Origin of the sequence: Enterococcus sp. DIV1537a, assembly GCF_051712085.1 — a bacterium.
Lineage (GTDB): Bacteria > Bacillota > Bacilli > Lactobacillales > Enterococcaceae > Enterococcus > Enterococcus faecalis.
On sequence record NZ_JBIOOE010000001.1, the window covers coordinates 2,132,639 to 2,153,081 of the forward strand.

A 20,443-nucleotide genomic window follows, 5' to 3' on the forward strand; every position below is an offset into this window, starting at 1 on the left:
CCTTAGTTACTCGGCTATCGCGAGGCGATCGTTGCCAGATAAATCTTTTTCAATTTTAATTGTTTTTTGTGGATAGACGGCGCTCAATAATTCTTGGAGGGCCGCGCCTTGTTGAAACCCTATTTCAAAATAAATTTTACCGTCTGCTTTAAGCATCGTTTGACTTTCATGAATTAATTGTTGGTATAAGGCCAAACCGTTATTTTCAGCGAATAAAGCGGTTTTAGGTTCATACGTTCGGACACTTGCATCCATTAAATGCCATTCTTGTTCACTAATATAGGGCGGATTAGAAATAAGCAGATCAATTTTTTCAGAAGCAACTGGCTGTAAGCCATTCCCATGATAAAATTCGATGTCAGCACCTAATACTTGCGCGTTTTTTTTAGCGACAGTCAACGCTTCCTCTGAAAGATCAATGGCAATAACTCGCCAGTTGGGCCGTGCCAGTTTCAAGCTAATCGCAATGGCACCTGTCCCTGTTCCGACATCCACGACCGTCAAAGGAGTATCTGGATTGGCTTTTAAGCAACGCTCGACTAATTCTTCTGTTTCTGGTCTAGGAATCAAAGTATGTTCATTAACAATAAAGGAATGTCCATAAAATTCAGCTTGTCCTAGTAAATATTGTGCTGGGTAATCTGTCAATAATTGGGCTAAATCCGTTTTTAATTGTTCCTCTTCTTCTTTGGGCATTTCTTCTTGCATATGCAGGAGCCACTGCGTTTTATCCCAACCTTTACGTTCTAAAAAAACATAGTGAATAGCATAGCCTTCTTTGCCTTGCGTCTCTAAAAAAGAAGAAGCCCAGTTAAGGACTTCAAAGTAACGTTTAGCCATTTTGCATCTCTTCTAATTTCGATGTTTGATCATATAAGACTAATGCATCAATGATTTCATCTAATTTGCCAGCAAGAATCTGGTCTAGTTTTTGGATGGTTAAACCAATACGATGATCCGTTACTCGATTTTGTGGGAAGTTATACGTTCTGATTCGTTCTGAACGATCTCCAGTCCCCACCGCCGATTTACGGTTAGCATCATATTCACTTTGTGCTTCTTGTTGAATTTGGTCATACACACGAGCACGCAAAACTTTCATTGCTTTTTCACGGTTTTTTAGCTGTGAACGTTCATCTTGCATTGCGACTACGATTCCTGTTGGTAAATGGGTTAATCGAACAGCCGAAGCGGTTTTATTGACGTGCTGTCCACCAGCGCCACTTGCATGATAAATATCGACACGGATATCTTTATCAGCTAATTCGATTTCGACTTCTTCCGCTTCCGGCATAACTACAACGGTTGCTGTCGATGTATGAATCCGTCCTTGTGATTCTGTTGAAGGAACTCGTTGCACGCGGTGAGCGCCACTTTCATATTTTAATTTTGAAAAGACGTTATCTCCTGAAATCATCATAATTACTTCTTTATATCCGCCGATTCCAGTGACGTTCGCTTCTAAAACTTCCGCTTTCCACCCTTGTGCTTCTGCATATTTTTGGTACATATTAAATAAGTCGCCAGCAAAAAGTGCGGCTTCATCGCCACCGGCTGCACCACGGATTTCCATGATGATATTTTTATCATCATTTGGGTCTTTTGGTAATAATAAAATTTTAATGCGGTCTTCTAACACTTCTCTTTCTTTTTTCAAATCAGAAAGTTCTTCTTTCGCCATTTCGGCCATTTCCGCATCTAAGTTTTCACTTAAAAGTTCTTCGGCATCGCTAATCCCTTCAACAACTTGTTTATATCGGCGATAAACCTCAACCGTCTCACGTGTATTAGCTTCTTCTTTCGATAATTCCATGAAACGTTTTGTATCGCTAATGACTGCTGGGTCACTTAATAATTCGCCCAATTCCTCATAGCGATCTTCAATAGATTGTAATTGATCGTACATAGTGTCTCTCCTTACTGTTCTTCATTCACTGTTTTTGGATGAAAATAATGTTTGCGACAAACAGGATAGTAGGCTTCATTCCCACCAATTTGGACTTGATCCCCTTCATAAACGGGTTTGCCATCAATATAGTGCAAGTTCATAGTTGCTTTTTTATGACAGAACCAGCAAATCGTTTTTAATTCTTCTAATTTGTCTGCATATAAAAGTAAATACTTTGAGCCTTCAAATAATTCATTTCTAAAATCATTCTTTAGCCCAAATGCCATTACTGGAATATCTAATTCGTCAACAATTCGTGCAAATTCAATGACATGATGCTTGTTTAAAAATTGACATTCATCGACTAATACGCAAAAAGGTTTGTAAGACAAATCATTAATCAAGTCAAAGACATTGGTTTCTTCAAAAATTGGAATAGCATCTCTGCGTAATCCGATGCGACTGGATACTTTCCCGACACCATCACGTGTATCTAGTCCACTGGTCATCAAAACAACTGGTTTGTCTTGTTCTTCGTAATTGTGTGCTACTTTTAAGATTTCAATGGTTTTACCACTGTTCATTGCGCCATACTTGAAAAATAATTGAGCCATGTTCACTACACCTTTCCGTTAGTTCCTTACGTATTTTACTATATTTTCAGCAAAAAAGCAGTATTTTTAGCTAAAATGGTCGTGCATTTTTCTGAAAAAAACAGAATCTACGCCAAAGTCATTTTAGCAGGGCTGTTTATACTCCAACTAATGATCCTGCTAGTATGCAATAAAAAAGCCCGAAATTGTAGTTATTTGACTACAATTTCAGACTTTTTAATGCTAGTTATTTTTGAGCAGAGGCAAATTCTGCTGATTGCGTACCTGCTTGACGACCATAAATGATAATATCGGCGATGGCATTGCCTCCGATACGGTTTTGGCCATGCAAGCCACCTGTTAATTCACCAGCAGCATATAGACCTTTAATTGGTGTGCCATCTTCACGTAAAACTTCTGTTTTCGTGTTGATTTTCACGCCACCCATTGTGTGGTGAATCCCTGGTGCAATTTTAATTGCGTAGTAAGGCGCTGTGCTTAAGTCAGCTTCCATTCCAGTTGTCCGGCCAAATTGTTTGTCATCTTTGGCATTAACATCTTGGTTCCAAGTATCAATCGTTGCTTTCAATGTATCGGCAGGCATGCCAATTTTTTCAGCTAATTCTTCAATCGTTTCACCTTTTTCCACGAAGCCTTTTTGATCATAGAAATCAATGGCTTTTGCACGGTCGCGTACGCCTTGGTCAAAGACTAAATAAGCTGATTTTTCTGGTAAGGCATTGATTGCTGCGGAAACTTTGTCGCGTGTATCTAACTCATTAACAAAACGTTCTCCTTTTTGAGAAGCCAAGATTGCGCCTTCTCCACGAACTGCTTCACCAATTAAGAAAGCATCGCTTTGTTGAACAGTTGGGTGAATTTGAATTTCTTTCATATCCACTAACGCACCGCCAACTTTTTGAATCATTTGGATACCGTCACCTGTTGTTCCTTCTTGGTTCGTTGTAACATAGTTTTTCAATTCTGGTTTGTATTGTGTAATTAATTTTTCGTTGGCACCGAAACCACCTGTTGTGACAACGACTGCTTTTGCTTTAACTGTTTTTTCTTTATCATCTTTCATTTTCACTTTTACGCCATCGATTTGACCGTTTTCTTCAACTAAGTCTGTGACGTCAGCATCAACAAACAATGGAATTTTTTCTTCGCGAACGTTACGTACTAAACCGTCAACTAGATAGCCCCCAATTGCTGATCCGTCAGCAGGTCGGTGTGTGCGTTTTTCGCTCATTCCACCTGTAATCGTTAAATTGCTCAATGTAATTCCTTTTGTATCTAACCAATCAATTGCTTCAGCTGAATGATCAACAAAATAACGTAGTAATTCTTGATCGTTGGTTCCTTTACCGCCTTTTAGTGTTTCTTCAAAGAATTTATCGTTGCTATCTTTAATGCCTTCTTTTTCTTGGAATTTTGTTTGTGAAGCATTCATTCCTGAAGACGATTTAATTGTATTCCCACCTGCAACAGGCATTTTTTCTAAAATAACTGGATTCATGCCAGCTTCTTTGGCTTGTAATGCAGCGGTCATCCCCGCACCACCTGAGCCAACAATAACAACATCATAACTGTCTTTTAGTTCACTTGGATCTGTATAACCATTAGCAGAGGCACCAGATGTTGCTTCTGTTTTTTCAGAAGATGCTTTTGTTTTACCAGCGGCTTTTTCTTGATCGCTTGTACAACCTGTTGCTGCACCTAATAATAACCCTAGGGAAAGAACTCCCATTAACACTTTTTTCATTGTTTTCCCACCTTATAAACTATTGATTTCTACCAACACAATTTCTTATTTTTCATTTGAATAAAAATAACAGTTTGTTACATAAAGTGAACACATTCACATATCAACCGAAATAAAAAAGCTACCACTACTTTTTAAAGTTGTATCGTTAGACAAACTGACCAATTAGCAATAAGTTGTTTGGGGAACAACCTATTTTTCTATTCTTTCATAAAATATCATGTTCTCGCTTGTTTGTGGATGTTTTCCAATTATTTCTAACGAATTTCTTATTTTTATTTGTCATTTCAAGGATTTTCTGGCAGAATTATTCGTTTGAGGCGAAAAGTTTTGGTATACTTAATTTAATTAGAATTGGGAGGTTATCTAGTGAACCATACACGTTTGCTGTGGCTGGCACAGCGAAAAAGCGATCGATTTATTCGCAAAAATTTTTCATCTATTCAAATCATCGTCGCTTATTACATATTAATGACGGTTATTTCTTATTTATTGTTTTGCCTCCCTATTTTCAGAGAACCTGACTCGCATGTTCCTTTTATTGATTTATTTTTCTTAGCAATCAGTACAGTCAGTGTTACTGGACTCACCACAGTCGATATTAATTCGGTTTTTAATGATCGTGGGATCGTCTTATTGGAGGTTCTTTTCCAAGTTGGTGGCTTAGGGATTATGATGATTTCAACGGTCTTTTTTATTTTATCAAAACGGCGAATCACATTAAAGCAACGTCAGTTAATTATGACTGACATGAATCAGCCGCGACTGAGCGGAATTGTTCGACTGATCCGCACTACTTTTTTGATTTTAATTTGGTTCCAAGTAATCTTCGGCTCGCTCTTTTCGCTTTATTTTTATATAAGTGGTTATTATACGAACTGGCGAGATGCGATATTTTATGGATTTTATCAAGCTATTTCTGCAGTGACTAATTCAGGCTTTGATATTTCAGGTGATTCAATTATCCCTTTTGCTCATGATTATCTCTTTTTACTGGCAATTATGTTCTTAATTTTTATCGGCGGAATTGGATTTCCCGTTTTACTGGAAATTCATGAGTGGTTACATTTTAAGAAAAAGAACTTTCGTAAGAAGAAACGAGGCTTGCCTTTCCGCTTCTCATTGTTTAGTAAAATTGCTTTGCTAGCGTTTATTGTTCTGTTTATTGGCGGGACTATTTTGATTTACTTATTAGAAAAAGATCACCTATTTTTGACAATGAATGAAAGTGGCCGTTGGGTAAGTTCGATGTTTTATTCGATGACTACACGAAACGCTGGCCTCCAAATTAATGATTTAGGGGACTTCCAAATCACAACATTGATTATTTTTTCTGTGTTAATGTTTATTGGTTGTAGTCCTAGCTCTGTTGGTGGTGGTGTTCGAACAACGACTGTTGCGATTATTGGTTTGTATTTGTTAGCCTTTTTAAAAAGTGAAGATGATATTAGCGTCTTTAGCCGTAAAATAGATGACGATGATGTCAAAAAATCGATTGTTGTCTTCATGTTATCTTTGATTATGTGCTTTTTCGCTGTCGTCTTTTTGTCAGCCACTGAAAATCTGCCCTTGATTTCAATCATTGTGGAAGTCGCTTCTGCCTTTGGGACAACCGGTCTTTCTTTAGGCATTACAGACGATTTAACAACAGTAGGTAAATTAATGATTGCCTTATTAATGTTTATTGGACGTATTGGTATGCTTTATACCTTAATGATTTTTGTACCAAAAGAAACACGTGACTTAGGCTACGAATACCCTTCAGAAAAAATTATTATTGGATAAAAAAACAAAGCCTCTCAAGTAAGAGGCTTTGTTTTTTTATTTTTTCATGTGTGTGACTAGTTTGTTATAACTTTCAGAGCGTTCAATTGCATCTTCTTTAGTTTTATCAAGTAAATGTTCGACTACTTCTTGATTCTGTTTAATTGTATGCAACGCAGAGTAACGTGTTTGTTTTTCAAGGAAATCACGCATTTTGTCAAAATCTGTTTTCTTGTAGTCAATGACCATCGGATCTTTGCCTTTCTTAACTAACTCTGGATTATAGCGATAAAGTGGCCAATAGCCAGATTCAACGGCTTCTTTGGCTTGATCTAACGTCCGAACCATTCCACCTTTGACCCCGTGATTAATACATGGGGTATAACCAATGATAATTGATGGGCCTGGGTACCGCTCCGCTTCGTCAATTGCTTTAATCGTTTGCATTGAGTTTGCGCCTAAAGCCACTTGTGCAACATAGACATTCCCATAAGTGATTGCCATCATCCCTAAATCTTTTTTAGAGGTATGTTTCCCACCCGCTGAGAATTTGGCAATGGCTGAAGCTGGTGTAGCTTTAGATGTTTGTCCGCCTGTATTGGCATACACTTCGTTATCCATAACAAAAATATTAACATCTTCCCCACTGGCAAGAACATGATCGATGCCGCTAAACCCGATATCATAGGCCCAACCATCGCCGCCGACAATCCATTGACTCGTTTTCACTAGTAAATCTTTTTGTTCGTAAATTTTTGTTAAAAGTGGATCTTCATCGGCTTCTTCACTTAATGCCGCCGCTAGTTTGGTGGCTCGCTGTTGTGTTCCTTCCCCTTCAGCCATGTGTTCCAACCAATCATTTAACAAGGCTTGAAGTGAATCTGATCCGACATTTTTAGCAAGACTTTCTTCAACCAGACTAGCTAAATGTTGACGTTTCGTTCGATTGGCAATATACATACCATAACCATATTCAGCATTATCTTCAAACAGCGAATTACTCCAAGCTGGTCCTTGGCCACATTCGTTCGTTGTATATGGTGTCACTGGTGACGAACCACCCCAAATTGATGAACAGCCTGTTGCGTTAGCAATCATCATTCGATCACCAAATAGTTGCGTCAACAACTTAATATAAGGTGTTTCGCCACAGCCTTCACAAGCACCTGAAAATTCCATCAATGGCTGGTTAAATTGGGAACCTTTAACAGAAAGTTTTTTGACTGGGTTGGCTTTTTGTTTAAGAGTCATCGCAAAGGCCCAATTCATCGCTTGCTCTTTCTGAGTTTCATAAGGTTTCATTAAAATCGCCTTGTCTTTCACAGGGCAAGCCTGAACACAAAGACCACAACCTGTACAATCTTCTAAAGAAACTTGGATACGATACATCAACCCATCTATGCCACGCATTTCGCGCATGGCAAAACCTGCAGGTGCTTCTTTCAGTTCTTCTTCATCCGCTAAAAACGGTCGAATAGCCGCATGTGGACAAACAAAGGCACATTCATTACACATCGTACACTTATCCATTTGCCACTCAGGTACTTCTAACGCAATGCCACGTTTTTCATAAGCCGCAGTGCCCATAGGAATGGCACCGCCCTTCATTCCGTTTTCAATCAAATCTGAAACGGTCAGCTGATCCCCTTCTTGACGATTGATCGGTTCTAAAATATTTGTCACAAAAGCTGGAGCTTCCGACTCTTGATTTTCTGGCTCTAAAACAATGGTTGCCCAATCTTCTGGAACTACAATTTCTTGCAGCGATTCAAAGGTAGCATCAATCGCTTGGTAATTTTTTTCAACAATTTCCATTGATTTTTTTCCATAAGTCTTTTTCACTTCTTCTTTAAGTAACGGTAAATATTGCTCTTTCGTTAAAATATCTGTTACTTCAAAAAAGGCAGTAGACATCACTGTATTAATCCGACGACCTAAGCCTACTTTGCGAGCTAACTCAACCGCATTGATAATATAAAATTTGATTTGGTGCTCCCCAATATATTTTTTTAACTTAGCCGGTAATAAACGATGAACCTTTTCTTGATCCCAAATAGTATTCAGTAAAAACGTTCCGCCATCTTTTAAACCTTTTAACAGGTCGTATTTATGCAAATAGGAAGCATTATGACAAGCGATGAAATCTGCTTGTTCAATTAAATACGTGGAAGTAATTGGCTCTTTACCAAAACGCAGATGCGAAACGGTTAAACCGCCTGATTTTTTAGAATCATAACTAAAGTAAGCTTGTGCATAAAGGTCGGTATGATCTCCGATAATTTTAATCGCTTGCTTGTTTGCTCCCACAGTTCCGTCAGAACCAAAGCCCCAAAATTTTGCTTGGAAGGTAGTATCTGGCGTTAAATCTAAAGTAGGTTCTTCTGGCAATGATTGATAGGTTACATCATCAACGATCCCTACCGTAAAGCGTTGTTTTAATTCTTTAAATGGCAATAACAAATGGTCATAGATCGCTTTAATTTGATTAGGCGCTACGTCTTTAGAACCTAACCCATAACGTCCACCAATCACAATTGGACGATTTTCATGTTGATAGAGAGCGCTTTGAACATCTAGCAATAATGGTTCCCCTTCGGCTCCTGATTCTTTTGTTCGATCTAAAACCGCAACCTTTTCTACTGTAGCTGGTAATTTTTCAAGAAGGTTTTCGGTAGGAAATGGACGATATAAATGAATATTGATAAAACCAACTTTGCGTCCTTGTTGATTGAGATAGTCGACTGTTTGTTTGATTACTGGCGAAGCCGACCCCATTGAAATAATGACTTCTGTTGCATCTTCAACCCCGTAATAATCGGTTAAATCATACGTTGTTCCACGAAGATTGTTAATTTTTTTCATGTATTTTTGAACAATTTTTGGCATTTCTTCGTAATTTTTATTGACTGTTTCTCTTTGTTGAAAATGAATGTCAGGATTTTGAGCGGTCCCTGAAACAGTGGGATGATTAGGATTCATGCCTCCCATTCTAAAACGAGTTACAGCTTCCTGATTCACCATTTCTTTCAGGTCATCATAATCAATCACTTCGATTTTTTGTAGTTCATGGCTCGTTCTAAAACCATCAAAAAAGTTTACAAAAGGTAAACTACCTTCTAAGCTAGCTAAATGAGCAACTGCCGACAAATCCATCACTTCTTGAACACTCGATTCTGCTAACATACAAAAACCTGTTTGGCGGGTAGCCATCACATCGCCATGATCACCAAAAATACTCAACGCACTTGTCGTTACTGCCCGAGCCGCCACGTGGAACACAGAAGGTAGCAATTCTCCTGCGATTTTATACATATTGGGAATCATCAACAGTAAACCTTGTGAAGCAGTATAAGTAGTGGTTAACGCACCTGTTTTTAACGAACCATGAACTACTCCCGCTGCCCCAGCTTCTGATTGCATTTCAATAACTTGAACTTTTTGACCATAAATATTTTTTAAACCACTTTCCGCCCATTCATCTACCAACTCAGCCATTGTTGAACTTGGTGTGATAGGATAAATAGCGGCAACTTCTGTAAACGCATATGAAATATAAGCCGCTGCGGTGTTTCCATCCATTGTTTTTTTCATTTTTTCACCTTTTATCTTTCCTAAACATTGCTTGTGACTGTTGTTTTTTGTGTTTTGACATACTGATCAATTGCATTAGCTGCGATTTTCCCAGCGCCCATCGCTAAAATAACGGTGGCAGCACCTGTGACTATATCGCCCCCAGCAAAAACGCCAGGTATTGAGGTTGCTCCCGTTTTAGGATCAGCTTGAATGTAACCCCATTGGTTTAGTTCTATTTCTGGATATGTTGATAACAAAACTCGATTTGCCCCTTGGCCAATTGCCTCGATTACTGCATCAGCAGGAATGGTAAACGTGCTGTCTGGAACCGGTTCTGGCCGTCGTCTTCCAGACACATCTGGTTCACCTAAAACCATTTTGATACATTCAACACCGGCTAGATTTCCTTGTTGGTCATCTAAATAAGCAATTGGATTCGTTAACCAATAATAGTTAATTCCTTCCTCAAGGGAATGGTGGTATTCTTCAATTCTTGCTGGTAATTCTTCTAACGAACGACGATACACAATATTCACATTTTCAGCGCCTAATCGTTTGGCTGAACGAGCGGCATCCATTGCAACATTCCCGCCGCCAATCACAACAACATTTTTAGCACGTTTAATCGGTGTATCATATTCTGGAAACTCATAGCTATGCATTAAATTGATTCGTGTTAAAAATTCACTAGAAGAATAAACCCCATTTAAACTAGTTCCTGGGATTCCCATAAAGTTTGGTGCCCCTGCACCAACCGATAGATAACAGGCATCAAACTCTGACATTATTTCTTCCATCGTAATCGTTTTACCTACTACCACATTGGTTTCTATTGTTACACCTAAGGCTTCAATACTCGCAATTTCTTGTTTAACAATTTTTTTCGGCAATCGAAATTCAGGTATGCCATAGGTTAATACGCCGCCAGCTTCATGAAGCGCTTCAAAAATAATTACTTCGTAGCCGAGCTTTGCCAAATCCCCCGCAACTGTTAACCCAGAAGGACCAGAACCGACCACTGCGATTTTCCCTTTTGTTGGTTCCGCTGTTTTTTTAGGAAACATGTGATTTTCTAATGCCCAATCGGCAACTAAACGTTCTAATTTGCCAATTGCCACTGGTTCAAAGTTTTTGGCTTTCCCTAATTTACAAACTTGTTCACATTGTTTCTCTTGCGGACAAACGCGTCCACAAATAGCAGGTAAATTCGTATATTTACTTAAAATATCGGCTGCTTGTTCCATGTTTCCTTCACGAATAGCTAAAATAAATCCAGGAATATCAATCATCACGGGGCATTTAGCAATACAAGGTGCATTTTTACATTGTAAACAGCGAATCGCTTCTTCTTGCCCTTCTGCTAATGTATAGCCTAAGCAAACCTCTTCAAAATTATTCTTTCTGATAGTAGGTGCTTGTTCCGCAATCGGTGTTTTTATACGACTTTTTCTAGCCATTTTTCTCCACCTGCTCTTTCAAACGATCTGTAAAGCAAACTGCTTCTTCTTCCTGATATTGCTTCATTCGATTAATGAATTCATCCCAATTTACTTCATTGCCTTTAAACTCAGGTCCATCAACACAGGCAAATTTCATGGTGCCATCAACAGTGACCCGACAACCGCCACACATACCTGTTCCGTCAATCATAATAGGATTCAAGGAAACATAAATTGGTAATTGATGTTTTTCAGCTGTCAAGGTACAAAATTTCATCATGATGCTGGGCCCAATCGCCCAACTGCACGCTACAGATTCACGTGCAATAACTTCTTCCATCGCTTCTGTTACTAAGCCCTTTTTACCTAATGAACCATCATCCGTTGTAATGATTAGCTCATCTGAATAACGACGGCATTCTTCTTGTAACAGAACTAACTCAGCTGTTCGTGCCCCCAAAATCGTAATCACTCGGTTGCCTGCTTCTTTTAAAGCCTTGATAATTGGATAAATAGCTGCGATGCCAACCCCGCCACCGACAACCATCACCGTTCCATATTGCTTCACTTCTGTGGGCATACCTAAAGGTCCAGTGATATCTAACAAAGAGTCGGAAGTTTTAAGTTGGGAAAGTGCAGCTGTTGTCTTACCGATTACTTGGAAAATAATTCGAATACTGCCTGCTTGTGGATTTGTCTCCGCAATCGTTAAAGGGATCCGCTCTCCTTTTTCGTCAATTCTTAAAATAACAAACTGTCCAGCCTGGGCATGTGTCGCTATTCTTGGCGCTTCCAGCCAAAAATCAAATGTATTACTAGATAATTGAGTCGACTGAAGAATATTAAACATTGAAATACCTACCTTCATCATTCCTTTTCATTCTGACTCCTACTTTCTTAAACCTTTAGGCAACGCTATCAGATAAAGTTGCGGCAACACTTTTAACAAATGTTTTTAGCATTTCGATGTCTTCTTCTTCTGCATTGTTTTCAATTTCAACTGTTTCAGCTACTTTTTTAGCACCAGCTTTTTCAAAAGCTCCTACAAAATCATGCGCTGATTTACAGAAAAATTCACCATATTCACGATCACCGGAACCAACAACGCCAAATGGCTTACCTGCTAAATCCTTTTCAGTTAATTCATCAAAGAAATCTTCAAATTCAAAAGGCAGTTCCCCATCACCATAAGTATACGTTGCGATAATACAAGCATCTGCATCATCAAAGAAGTCTACATCAACTTCTGAACATTCTTCACGTTCTACTTCAACTCCAGCTTCTTGAAACTGTTCTTCCAAAATCTCGGAAATTTCTTCTGTGTTTCCAGTCATACTTGCATAAACAATTTTTACTAGTGCCATCTTCATTCATTTCCTTTCTTTTTTCCTAAATATTTCAATGCATTCAAATACAATTGTAACCCTTTACATTAATTCCTAAAAAAATAACTTTTACAAATGATTTTATTCACAAACTAATCTAACTAAGTATGTACTCTTCCCCTTTCGAGATAGAGTATTTTTTACTACGTCTTTACTATACCACATTCCAAACTGTTTTAACAATATTTTTAAGGCAAAAAAAATATTATTTAGGTTCTTTTTTATAAAACATTTTTCCTTCTTCCAATCATAAAAATTGCTTCTAAAACCGCTCCCCCTAATGCACGAGCTTTGTCGGAGATCGTCAAGCAATCGACTTTCTCAACTGGTCGAGGATCTACATCTGCACACTTCAACCCTTGACAGCATATTACCTTTTCTGAAATCAATCCTCTCAAAGTCCCTGTCAAAGGCGAATAAACTGGAACCTGATCGATTAAAAATAATGCTTCCCCTTTCAACACGAGATCCCCTATGTTTTTAAGGTGGATAACTTGTCCTGAAGCAGGGGCATGGACAACTCGTTCCGCACTTTTTCCGCCAATTTCACCTGGAATACCTGTATTAGGTAAAGCTGTTCCTTCAAAGTATAAACGTCCCAACCTATGTCCACGCATTGTCTCAATCACAACATCGACATCTTGCGGTGCTGAAAATCCTGGTCCTAAAGCAATCGTAATCGGTGCCATTCCTCGATGCGTACCTAAATTTTTCTTAGCCAAAATCGCATCGATAACAATCAGTGGTTTCAATTGTTGAATAGCACTTGCTGTTTGATCGACAAAAACAGGCAGCTTATTTTGCTGCCAACATTTCGCGCAATCCTTTAATGAAGTAATTCGAACAGCAACCAAATCTTCCACTCTTTGTTCTTTCTGGAAAATAGCATCACAAACTGAAACAGTCCGCCGAATGGCCAGAGGACATTCTGTTTCTAATACTAGTATTTTAAAGCCAACGTGCCATAATTTTTGGATAACACCTGTCGCTAGATCGCCCCCTCCGCGAACAATCACTAATTTTTCTTGGATGTTTTGACTGATTTCTCCCATAAAATAAGTCCTTTCTCTAATTCCATATTGCAAGCAATAATTTTGTCTAATTTTTCAAAACAGCTTTTGGGTAATTGAAGACAGACATTCATCGCTTGAACGAACTCTCTTCGCGTATGGGTTTGATTTAAACACAAAATTCGTTGGCCTTGGCTCTCTTTAAACAATCCTTTTGGATGAGCAATGAGTTGAGCTAACAATGTTTCTGTGATTGGTTCTTGTTGTTGCGCATCGGTTAATTCCAAAAAAAGCGGCAACCGATGAATGGTCGTTTCATCTATCTTTTGACCAATCACAGAAATCGGAAGCACACCAATTGTGGTGGTTGTTTCTTTTAATATCACGGGTTCATAAGAGGACCAGCCTTTCAAAGGTCGTTGTTTGGATCCATCCGCTTCTAAAAAAACTTTCGTGAAGTGCTGAAACAATGTTTGAAACGAGGTCATTGCAGGCATCGTTAGTTTTGTTTGGTTGTTGATAGCGGTTCCTGCTAAAGTGATTCCGCAGATATTCGGCGTTATTTTTTCAAAATGGTTTGTATAAAAATAATCATACAATTGACGTTGGGGAAACCCAATTTTTGTAGTTGTACTAACCAGAACAGCTTCCTTTCGATATGTTTTTGCTAGCGCCCACATTAAGCTTGTTTTCCCACCACTACCAACAATCGACACAATCTCCTTTCCTTGTAAATCAAAACACTTTTTTAAGGACTCCACAGTTGGTACCTCCTTTCCCCAAGGTCATTTTTCACAGAAAAAATAGAGGCTACGCGTACTTTTGCTTCTTCTAAAAAACATACACTGTGAGTTATTTCCGCTTCATTAATGAGTAAACCGATCCCACAACCATCCGTCAATGATGGTGGCAAAGTAAAGGCGCGAACAGCCACCTTTCTTGCCAACAGTACTTGTTCCGCCTGAACAGCATAATGTGTATTCGGAAAGGTTAGCAAATACTCCATCTTTTCACCTTCTTTTTTTGTTAAAGCGTAATTACTTTAGCCGCTTGATTCATTGTTTCAACAATTTCGTACATATTAGTAATAGAGCCGATAGCTAAGGTGTCTGTTAAATGATAAAAATCTAAACAGGCCCCACACGTTTGAATCGTGGTTCCCTTCTCCGCTAATTGTTGCAAATCAGCTAAGGTGTTCGCTGCTTGATTCGTTAAAAACGCCCCTCGATTAAAGAATAATAGCTGTGTAGGAACAGTTTCTGCTTCTGATAAAGATTGAAGATAACTTTTCATTAATAGTCGTCCTAGCTGCTCGTCTCCAGTACCTAATTGATCGGAGCCAATCGTAATTACTAAATCTGTTGCTGACTGACTTGTTTGTTGAGTCGCTTCTTCAGGTACCGTAATTTTGACAGAGAAAACCGTGGCTTCTATCTGCTTCGCAGTCAAAGTGGCCTGTTTTTTAGCAGCTAATTTTTTCAAATTTTCAACAGCTACTTCGTTATCGACTAAAACCTCGATAGTGCCTCCAGCTAAACCTAACTCCGCCAAAGCTTTTTTTGTTTCAATCACAGGTATTGGGCAAGGTTTCCCCAATGCATCTACTAATTTCATATTTGGCCCTTCTCTCTATAAAAGTACTACTGCTTGTTGTTCTTTTGGCAGAACCTCGCCAATAATTTTGGCAACAGGGTCCTCTTTTTGAATAGCTGCTAAACAGGCTGCCGCTTCATCAGCAGCGACACTAATTAACAGTCCGCCAGATGTTTGTGGATCAAACAAAAGTTCTTGCATTTCCATAGAAATTTTTGAATAATCGATTGTCGTTCCGATTGTTTGTCGGTTTCTTTGCCCAGCTGCAGTGACTAAACATTCTGCGGCGTAGGCCAACGCTCCTGTAATGGTTGGTAATGCTTCTGTATCAATCAGTAATGTTACCTGATTATCAGCCATTTCTTTCGCATGAATTAATAGACCAAACCCAGTCACGTCAGTACAAGCATGTACTGCGTAGGATCGAGCATTCGCAGCGGCATATTTATTTAAACGTTCCATCGAATCTTGTGCGATTTTTTGTTCCGTCTGCTTCGCCAATTGCCCCCGAACAGCCGCTTGAATAATTCCTACACCTAATGCTTTAGTTAAAATCAAGACATCCCCCACCTGTGGCGTATTATTATGCCACAAATTTTCTGGATGAACTTCTCCAGTTACCGCTAAGCCATACTTAGGTTCATGGTCATAAATCGAATGGCCTCCCGCCAGTAAAGCACCCGCTTCCTTTAATTTTAAACTGCCACCCAAGAGCATTTGTTCCAACCATTCTTTTGACATCTTTTGTGGAAAACAAACAAGATTTAGCGCATAAAGGACTGTACCGCCCATGGCATAGACATCACTTAAAGCATTAGCGACCGCAATTTTTCCAAATGATAACGGATCATTGACCATTGGTGAAAAAAAATCAACCGTTGAAATCAAAGCTTTTTCAGGCGTTATTTGGTAAACCGCGGCGTCGTCGGCATGTTCAAATCCGACGAGTAGCCGCTCATTTGCCGGTGTTTCGGGTAAGTGTTGCAACAATTGATTCAGTACACGGGATTCAATTTTTGCCCCGCAGCCACCTGATGTACATTGTGATAAAAAATCCATGCTGTCCGCTCCTTCTCAAATTAGTAGTTCTTGTAAAGCGTGAATTGTCCAAGTAATTTCTTCAGGCGTTGTCTGCCAACCAAAGCTAAAACGTAAGGTGCCAGTTGCTAAAGTCCCAGCTGTTTCATGGGCTAATGGTGCACAATGCAAACCTGCGCGCGTCATAATGCCATATTGTTCTGCTAGTTGCTGTGCCACCACTGTTTCTTCCTGATTCCACAGTGTGATAGAAACAACAGGGACAGTTTGTGCCACGTCCTTGGTTCCTAAAATTGTGACAGGTAACCCTGATAAACCATTTAAAAAATTCTGCATTAAGGTTCGTTCGTGCTTTTGAATCGCTGCTAAACCAATTTTATTCAACTCTTTAACAGAACTATTTAAGCTTAAAATACCTAAACTGTTTAACGTACCAGCTTCAAATTTATCTGGTAAAAAAGAGGGTTGATCAAAGGAATTAGAATGGCTACCAGTGCCGCCCGTTATCAGTGGTTTGACCGCTTCAGCCCCTCGCTCACTAAAAGCTAACCCACCAATACCTGCTAATCCATATAAGCTTTTATGTCCAGTAAAGGCTAGCACATCAATGGCCATCTGAGTCATTTTTATTGGTAGAAAGCCCGCCGTTTGAGCTGCATCCAAAACGGTTAATACTCCTTTCTGTTGGGCCCATTGAAAACATTCTTCAATGGGTAAAATGGTGCCTAAGACATTGGATGCGTGTGTCATCACCAAGGCTTTTGTATTCGTTCGCCAGGCTCGCTGAATATCTTCTACATCTAACAGACCCGTTTTTTGACAAGCAACATACGTCACTGAAATGCCTCGTTCTTTCTCAAGCAAGTGAAGAGGTCTGGCTACTGCATGATGTTCTAACATAGTCGTAATCACATGGTCGCCAGGTTGTAAAATCCCCGCTAATGCAAGATTTAAGGAAGTTGTTGCGTTATTCGTAAACGTAATCTGAGCCGCACTGGGTGCCTGAAAAAAGTCTGCTAACAATTGACGTGTCTCTAAAAGAGGAAGCCCCTCTCTCAGCAAAGGGGCATTTCTTCCGTAATTCATGAACTGATTTTCTGCTAAATAGGCAGTCAAAGCCTCAATGGTTGCTGGAAATTTTTTATAGGAAGTCGCTGCATAATTTAAATAAACCAAATCCTTCATACGATTTTCCTCTCTAACTATTGGTTTCTTGAATTAATTTTCTGTACTCTTCTGGCGTATCGATATCTTTCAAACGGCCAGGAGTCGCTATTCTCAGCATCTGAACTGCTTCTGGAAAGCGTTCATAAATCATGCGTCCGCCTTTTTCACCAGTCAATGTTAATAGTTCTTGTCGAAATTGATTACCGAATAATACTGGACTACTAGGACAGCCATCTTTTTGTAATGGCACTACAATTTTATTTCTCTGACATTTATCTAACACGGGTTGTAGCATTTTAGGTGTTAACAATGGTTGATCACTAGGTAAGTATAAATAGCCAGCTCCCCGAGCTTGTTCGGTTCCTAAACGAATACTGCTACTTTGCCCTTCTTGCCATTGATGATTGAGAATCACCTGAATGTTCTTAGGTAAAGGAAACGCTGGCTGATTCTCAGGCGAAACAACTAAAATCCGTTCTAATACGTCTAATTGATTCACTAAGGTTAACGTGTGCTCTAAAAATGTTTTTCCTTGATATTTTAAGAACAATTTATTTTGGCCCATCCGTTGTGAATTGCCCGATGCTAGAATAATGACACTAACGAGTGACATGAGTTGTCTCCTTTTATCTTTTTTTCTTTTGATAAGGGGTATTTTCTAAAGGCAGACTTGGTCGTAGCTGACCATCCAAGGCAAAATATGCGCCTGCTAAAGCTGGTGCGGTAGGGATCGTTGCTAACTCACCTACGCCTTTAATTCCATAGGCTAAACCTTCGTGAAGATTGTCAGCATGAACCAAAATTGTTTCGATTGGTGGTACTTGAGTGGCGTTCACTAATCCTAGCGTTGCATATTTTGCTTTAACATAGCCTTCTTCTAAGGCAAATTTTTCAGTTAAAGCATACCCCATGCCCATCGCAATCCCACCTTCAATTTGACCTTCAGCAGCTCGTGGATTCACCACTTGCCCCATATCATACGCAGCCACAAATTTAGCTACTTTTCCTTTGTCATCTAGAATAGCTACTTCAGCAGCATAACCATAACCAGCATGACTAACTGGACTTTTTTTATCATTAATTAATGGATCCGTTTTCGCTGAATATTCCCCATAAAATTCTTCACCTTCCAAATCACTTAAAGCACGTCCCATATCAAGTTCATACCGTAATTGCATTGCCGCTCTTCTAGTTGCTTCTCCTGTGAAGAGTGACTGCCTCGAAGCCGTTGTCGTTCCTGAATTCGGTGTTCTTCTCGTATCAGGGGCTTCCGCAACAATCATTTCTGGTGGTAAATTTAATGTTTCACAGGCAATTTGCGTCGTAACGGTTGCCATCCCTTGACCGATACAAGCAGCACTTGTGCGGACATGTATTTTTCCTTCTTCAACAGAAATAATACAACGCCCTGTATCAGGTAGCCCCACACCCACGCCACTATTTTTAAAGAAACTAGAAATTCCAGCAACTTCCGCTTGTTCATAGACGTCTTTAACTGCTAACAAGGCTTCTTTTAACGCCGCATTTTTCGAGACCAATTGTCCATTCGGTAAAGTATCTCCTGGGGCGACGGCATTTTTAAAGCGTATTTCCCATGGTGATAGTCCGACTTTTTCTGCTAACAAGTTTAAATTACTTTCAATTGCAAAAGCCGTTTGGCAAACACCAAATCCACGAAATGCACCTGCTGGCGGATTATTAGTATATACAGCAAACCCTTCCACATCAATCGTTTGATACTTGTAGGGACCTGCCGCATGTGTACAAGCCCGTTGCAATACTGGTCCTCCTAAAGAAGCATAGGCCCCAGTATCCGCATAAATCACTGCTTTCATTGCAGTTAAATTGCCTTCTTCATCACAGCCGGTCGTAAAGTCCATTTCCATGCCATGGCGTTTGGGATGAACCATCAAACTTTCTTCACGGCTTAGCAGTACTTTTACTGGTTTCTTCAATAACCAAGCGGCTAAGGATGCATGATGCTGAACACTCATGTCTTCTTTCCCACCAAAACCGCCACCAACAAGTTTTGATTGAACATGAATTTTTTCCTTATCCAGTCCTAACATCCGAGCCACTTCCCGTTGTTCATCATAGATACTTTGACCCGCACTAAAGAGTAAAATGCCCTCACCTTCAGGCTGTGCAATCGCACACTCGGGTTCCATAAAGGCATGTTCGTTAATTGGTACGGAATAATGTTCTGTCACTACAAACGCAGAATTTGCTAATACTTCATCTGCGTTGCCACGTACCAAGTGTTCATGAGACAAGATATTGCCCTTTTCATGAATAGCTGGTGCACCTTCTGCTAAAGCAGCTTCACAAGAAGTAAGCGGTATCATTCCTTCGCAATCAACTTCCACTAAATTTTTTATCTCTGGTAAGGTTTCTTTTCTTTTTGAAACAACGAGTGCCACTGCATCCCCAACATACCGTGTTATTTCTCCTTCTGGAATCATTACATCCCAATCGGAAATAAATTCTAAATGACCAATTTTATTATTTCCTGGAACGTCTTTAGCTGTGAACACAGCCACACAGTCAGGATGCGCCAATGCTTGGGTACTATCGATTGATAGAACTTTTGCGCGAGGATAGGCACTCCGCAAAGCAGATGCATGAAGCATTCCTTCTATGTCAATGTCATCTACATAAATCCCTGTTCCTAAGGTTTTCTCCACTGCATCGACCCGTTGGAAGTCTTCCCCTAATTTACCATTTGAATGTTCTTCCGGAATGCTCGTTTCTTCACAAAACATTTTAGCAGCTAACTGAATGGCTTCTATTATTTTCACATATCCTGTACAACGACAAATGTTCCCGCGTAAAGCTTTCTGAATGTCTTCTTTTGTGGGTTCGGGTTTCTTGTTCAATAATCCTTGTGCCGAAATAACCATCCCAGGGATGCAATATCCGCACTGAACTGCACCCGTTTTTGCAAACGCATAGGCGTAGACATCTTTTTGCCGTTGGCTTAAACCTTCGATTGTCGTGACTTCTTTACCAGCTAATTTTTCTAAAGTAAACAAACACGCTTTGGAAGCCTTTCCATTTACTAGCACCGTACATGCGCCGCAAGAGCCCTGGTTACAACCATCTTTTGTTCCAGTTAAGCCCAGATCCTCCCGCAAAAAGTCCATTAATTTTTTGTTTGTTTCACAGGTTTCACTTTGACCATTTACAATAATTGAATACATTTCTTGCACCTCGATTTCTGATATAGTT

17 protein-coding genes are annotated in these 20,443 nt (G+C 39.5%); 1 reads left to right on the top strand and 16 read right to left on the bottom strand.

Annotated features, from left to right (window positions below):
• Positions 1-6: 6 nt before the first annotated feature.
• From prmC to IGJ41_RS10530, 4 genes are all read right to left on the bottom strand, one after another.
• Complete coding sequence (prmC, locus tag IGJ41_RS10515) at positions 7-840, bottom strand: peptide chain release factor N(5)-glutamine methyltransferase (protein ID WP_438714401.1); 834 nt, start codon at positions 838-840, stop codon at positions 7-9.
• Positions 833-1,906 (bottom strand): peptide chain release factor 1, encoded by a 1,074-nt coding sequence (prfA, locus tag IGJ41_RS10520; RefSeq protein WP_438714403.1) that lies wholly within the window; start codon positions 1,904-1,906, stop codon positions 833-835. The genes prmC and prfA overlap by 8 nt, the downstream gene beginning before the upstream one ends.
• Positions 1,907-1,917: 11 nt before the next feature.
• The gene (locus IGJ41_RS10525) at positions 1,918-2,502 is read right to left on the bottom strand and encodes a thymidine kinase (RefSeq protein ID WP_002356618.1); all 585 of its coding nucleotides are present in this window, start codon (positions 2,500-2,502) and stop codon (positions 1,918-1,920) included.
• Between the two features lie 226 nt (positions 2,503-2,728).
• Positions 2,729-4,246 carry a flavocytochrome c gene (locus tag IGJ41_RS10530; protein WP_002356617.1) on the bottom strand — a complete coding sequence of 506 codons (1,518 nt, stop codon included), beginning with the start codon at positions 4,244-4,246 and terminating at the stop codon, positions 2,729-2,731.
• Between the two features lie 369 nt (positions 4,247-4,615).
• On the opposite strand from IGJ41_RS10530, the gene IGJ41_RS10535 reads away from it, so the two are divergent.
• The gene (locus tag IGJ41_RS10535; protein WP_002385738.1) at positions 4,616-6,031 is read left to right on the top strand and encodes a Ktr system potassium uptake protein D; all 1,416 of its coding nucleotides are present in this window, start codon (positions 4,616-4,618) and stop codon (positions 6,029-6,031) included.
• 36 nt (positions 6,032-6,067) lie between these two features.
• Here IGJ41_RS10535 and nifJ read toward each other — a convergent pair whose 3' ends face one another.
• The 12 genes from nifJ to xdh form a co-directional block, all read right to left on the bottom strand.
• Positions 6,068-9,601, bottom strand: coding sequence for a pyruvate:ferredoxin (flavodoxin) oxidoreductase (gene nifJ / locus IGJ41_RS10540; protein WP_438714405.1), 3,534 nt, complete (start codon positions 9,599-9,601; stop codon positions 6,068-6,070).
• 20 nt (positions 9,602-9,621) lie between these two features.
• Positions 9,622-11,040 carry an NADPH-dependent glutamate synthase gene (gene gltA, locus IGJ41_RS10545; protein WP_002370484.1) on the bottom strand — a complete coding sequence of 473 codons (1,419 nt, stop codon included), beginning with the start codon at positions 11,038-11,040 and terminating at the stop codon, positions 9,622-9,624.
• On the bottom strand, positions 11,033-11,890 hold the full coding sequence (locus tag IGJ41_RS10550) for a sulfide/dihydroorotate dehydrogenase-like FAD/NAD-binding protein (protein ID WP_002365019.1): 858 nt from the start codon (positions 11,888-11,890) through the stop codon (positions 11,033-11,035). The genes gltA and IGJ41_RS10550 overlap by 8 nt, the downstream gene beginning before the upstream one ends.
• 37 nt (positions 11,891-11,927) lie before the next feature.
• Positions 11,928-12,392 carry a flavodoxin gene (locus IGJ41_RS10555; RefSeq protein ID WP_438714407.1) on the bottom strand — a complete coding sequence of 155 codons (465 nt, stop codon included), beginning with the start codon at positions 12,390-12,392 and terminating at the stop codon, positions 11,928-11,930.
• 236 nt (positions 12,393-12,628) lie between these two features.
• A complete protein-coding gene (gene yqeB / locus IGJ41_RS10560; protein ID WP_010707250.1) occupies positions 12,629-13,459 on the bottom strand; it encodes a selenium-dependent molybdenum cofactor biosynthesis protein YqeB in 831 nt (276 codons plus the stop codon).
• On the bottom strand, positions 13,423-14,178 hold the full coding sequence (yqeC, locus tag IGJ41_RS10565) for a selenium cofactor biosynthesis protein YqeC (RefSeq protein ID WP_010707249.1): 756 nt from the start codon (positions 14,176-14,178) through the stop codon (positions 13,423-13,425). The genes yqeB and yqeC overlap by 37 nt, the downstream gene beginning before the upstream one ends.
• Positions 14,166-14,423, bottom strand: a complete 258-nt coding sequence (locus IGJ41_RS10570; protein WP_010713179.1) for a DUF3343 domain-containing protein — start codon at positions 14,421-14,423, stop codon at positions 14,166-14,168. The genes yqeC and IGJ41_RS10570 overlap by 13 nt, the downstream gene beginning before the upstream one ends.
• A 20-nt stretch (positions 14,424-14,443) precedes the next feature.
• The gene (yedF, locus tag IGJ41_RS10575; protein WP_002367122.1) at positions 14,444-15,031 is read right to left on the bottom strand and encodes a sulfurtransferase-like selenium metabolism protein YedF; all 588 of its coding nucleotides are present in this window, start codon (positions 15,029-15,031) and stop codon (positions 14,444-14,446) included.
• 15 nt (positions 15,032-15,046) lie between these two features.
• Positions 15,047-16,069, bottom strand: coding sequence for a selenide, water dikinase SelD (selD, locus tag IGJ41_RS10580; protein ID WP_002362241.1), 1,023 nt, complete (start codon positions 16,067-16,069; stop codon positions 15,047-15,049).
• 15 nt (positions 16,070-16,084) lie between these two features.
• Positions 16,085-17,233, bottom strand: coding sequence for a selenocysteine lyase SclA (gene sclA / locus IGJ41_RS10585; RefSeq protein WP_438714411.1), 1,149 nt, complete (start codon positions 17,231-17,233; stop codon positions 16,085-16,087).
• A gap of 13 nt (positions 17,234-17,246) precedes the next feature.
• A complete protein-coding gene (gene mocA / locus IGJ41_RS10590) occupies positions 17,247-17,828 on the bottom strand; it encodes a molybdenum cofactor cytidylyltransferase (RefSeq protein ID WP_010707246.1) in 582 nt (193 codons plus the stop codon).
• A 13-nt stretch (positions 17,829-17,841) separates the two neighbouring features.
• Positions 17,842-20,415 (bottom strand): selenium-dependent xanthine dehydrogenase, encoded by a 2,574-nt coding sequence (gene xdh / locus IGJ41_RS10595; protein WP_438714414.1) that lies wholly within the window; start codon positions 20,413-20,415, stop codon positions 17,842-17,844.
• Between the last annotated feature and the right edge of the window lie 28 nt (positions 20,416-20,443).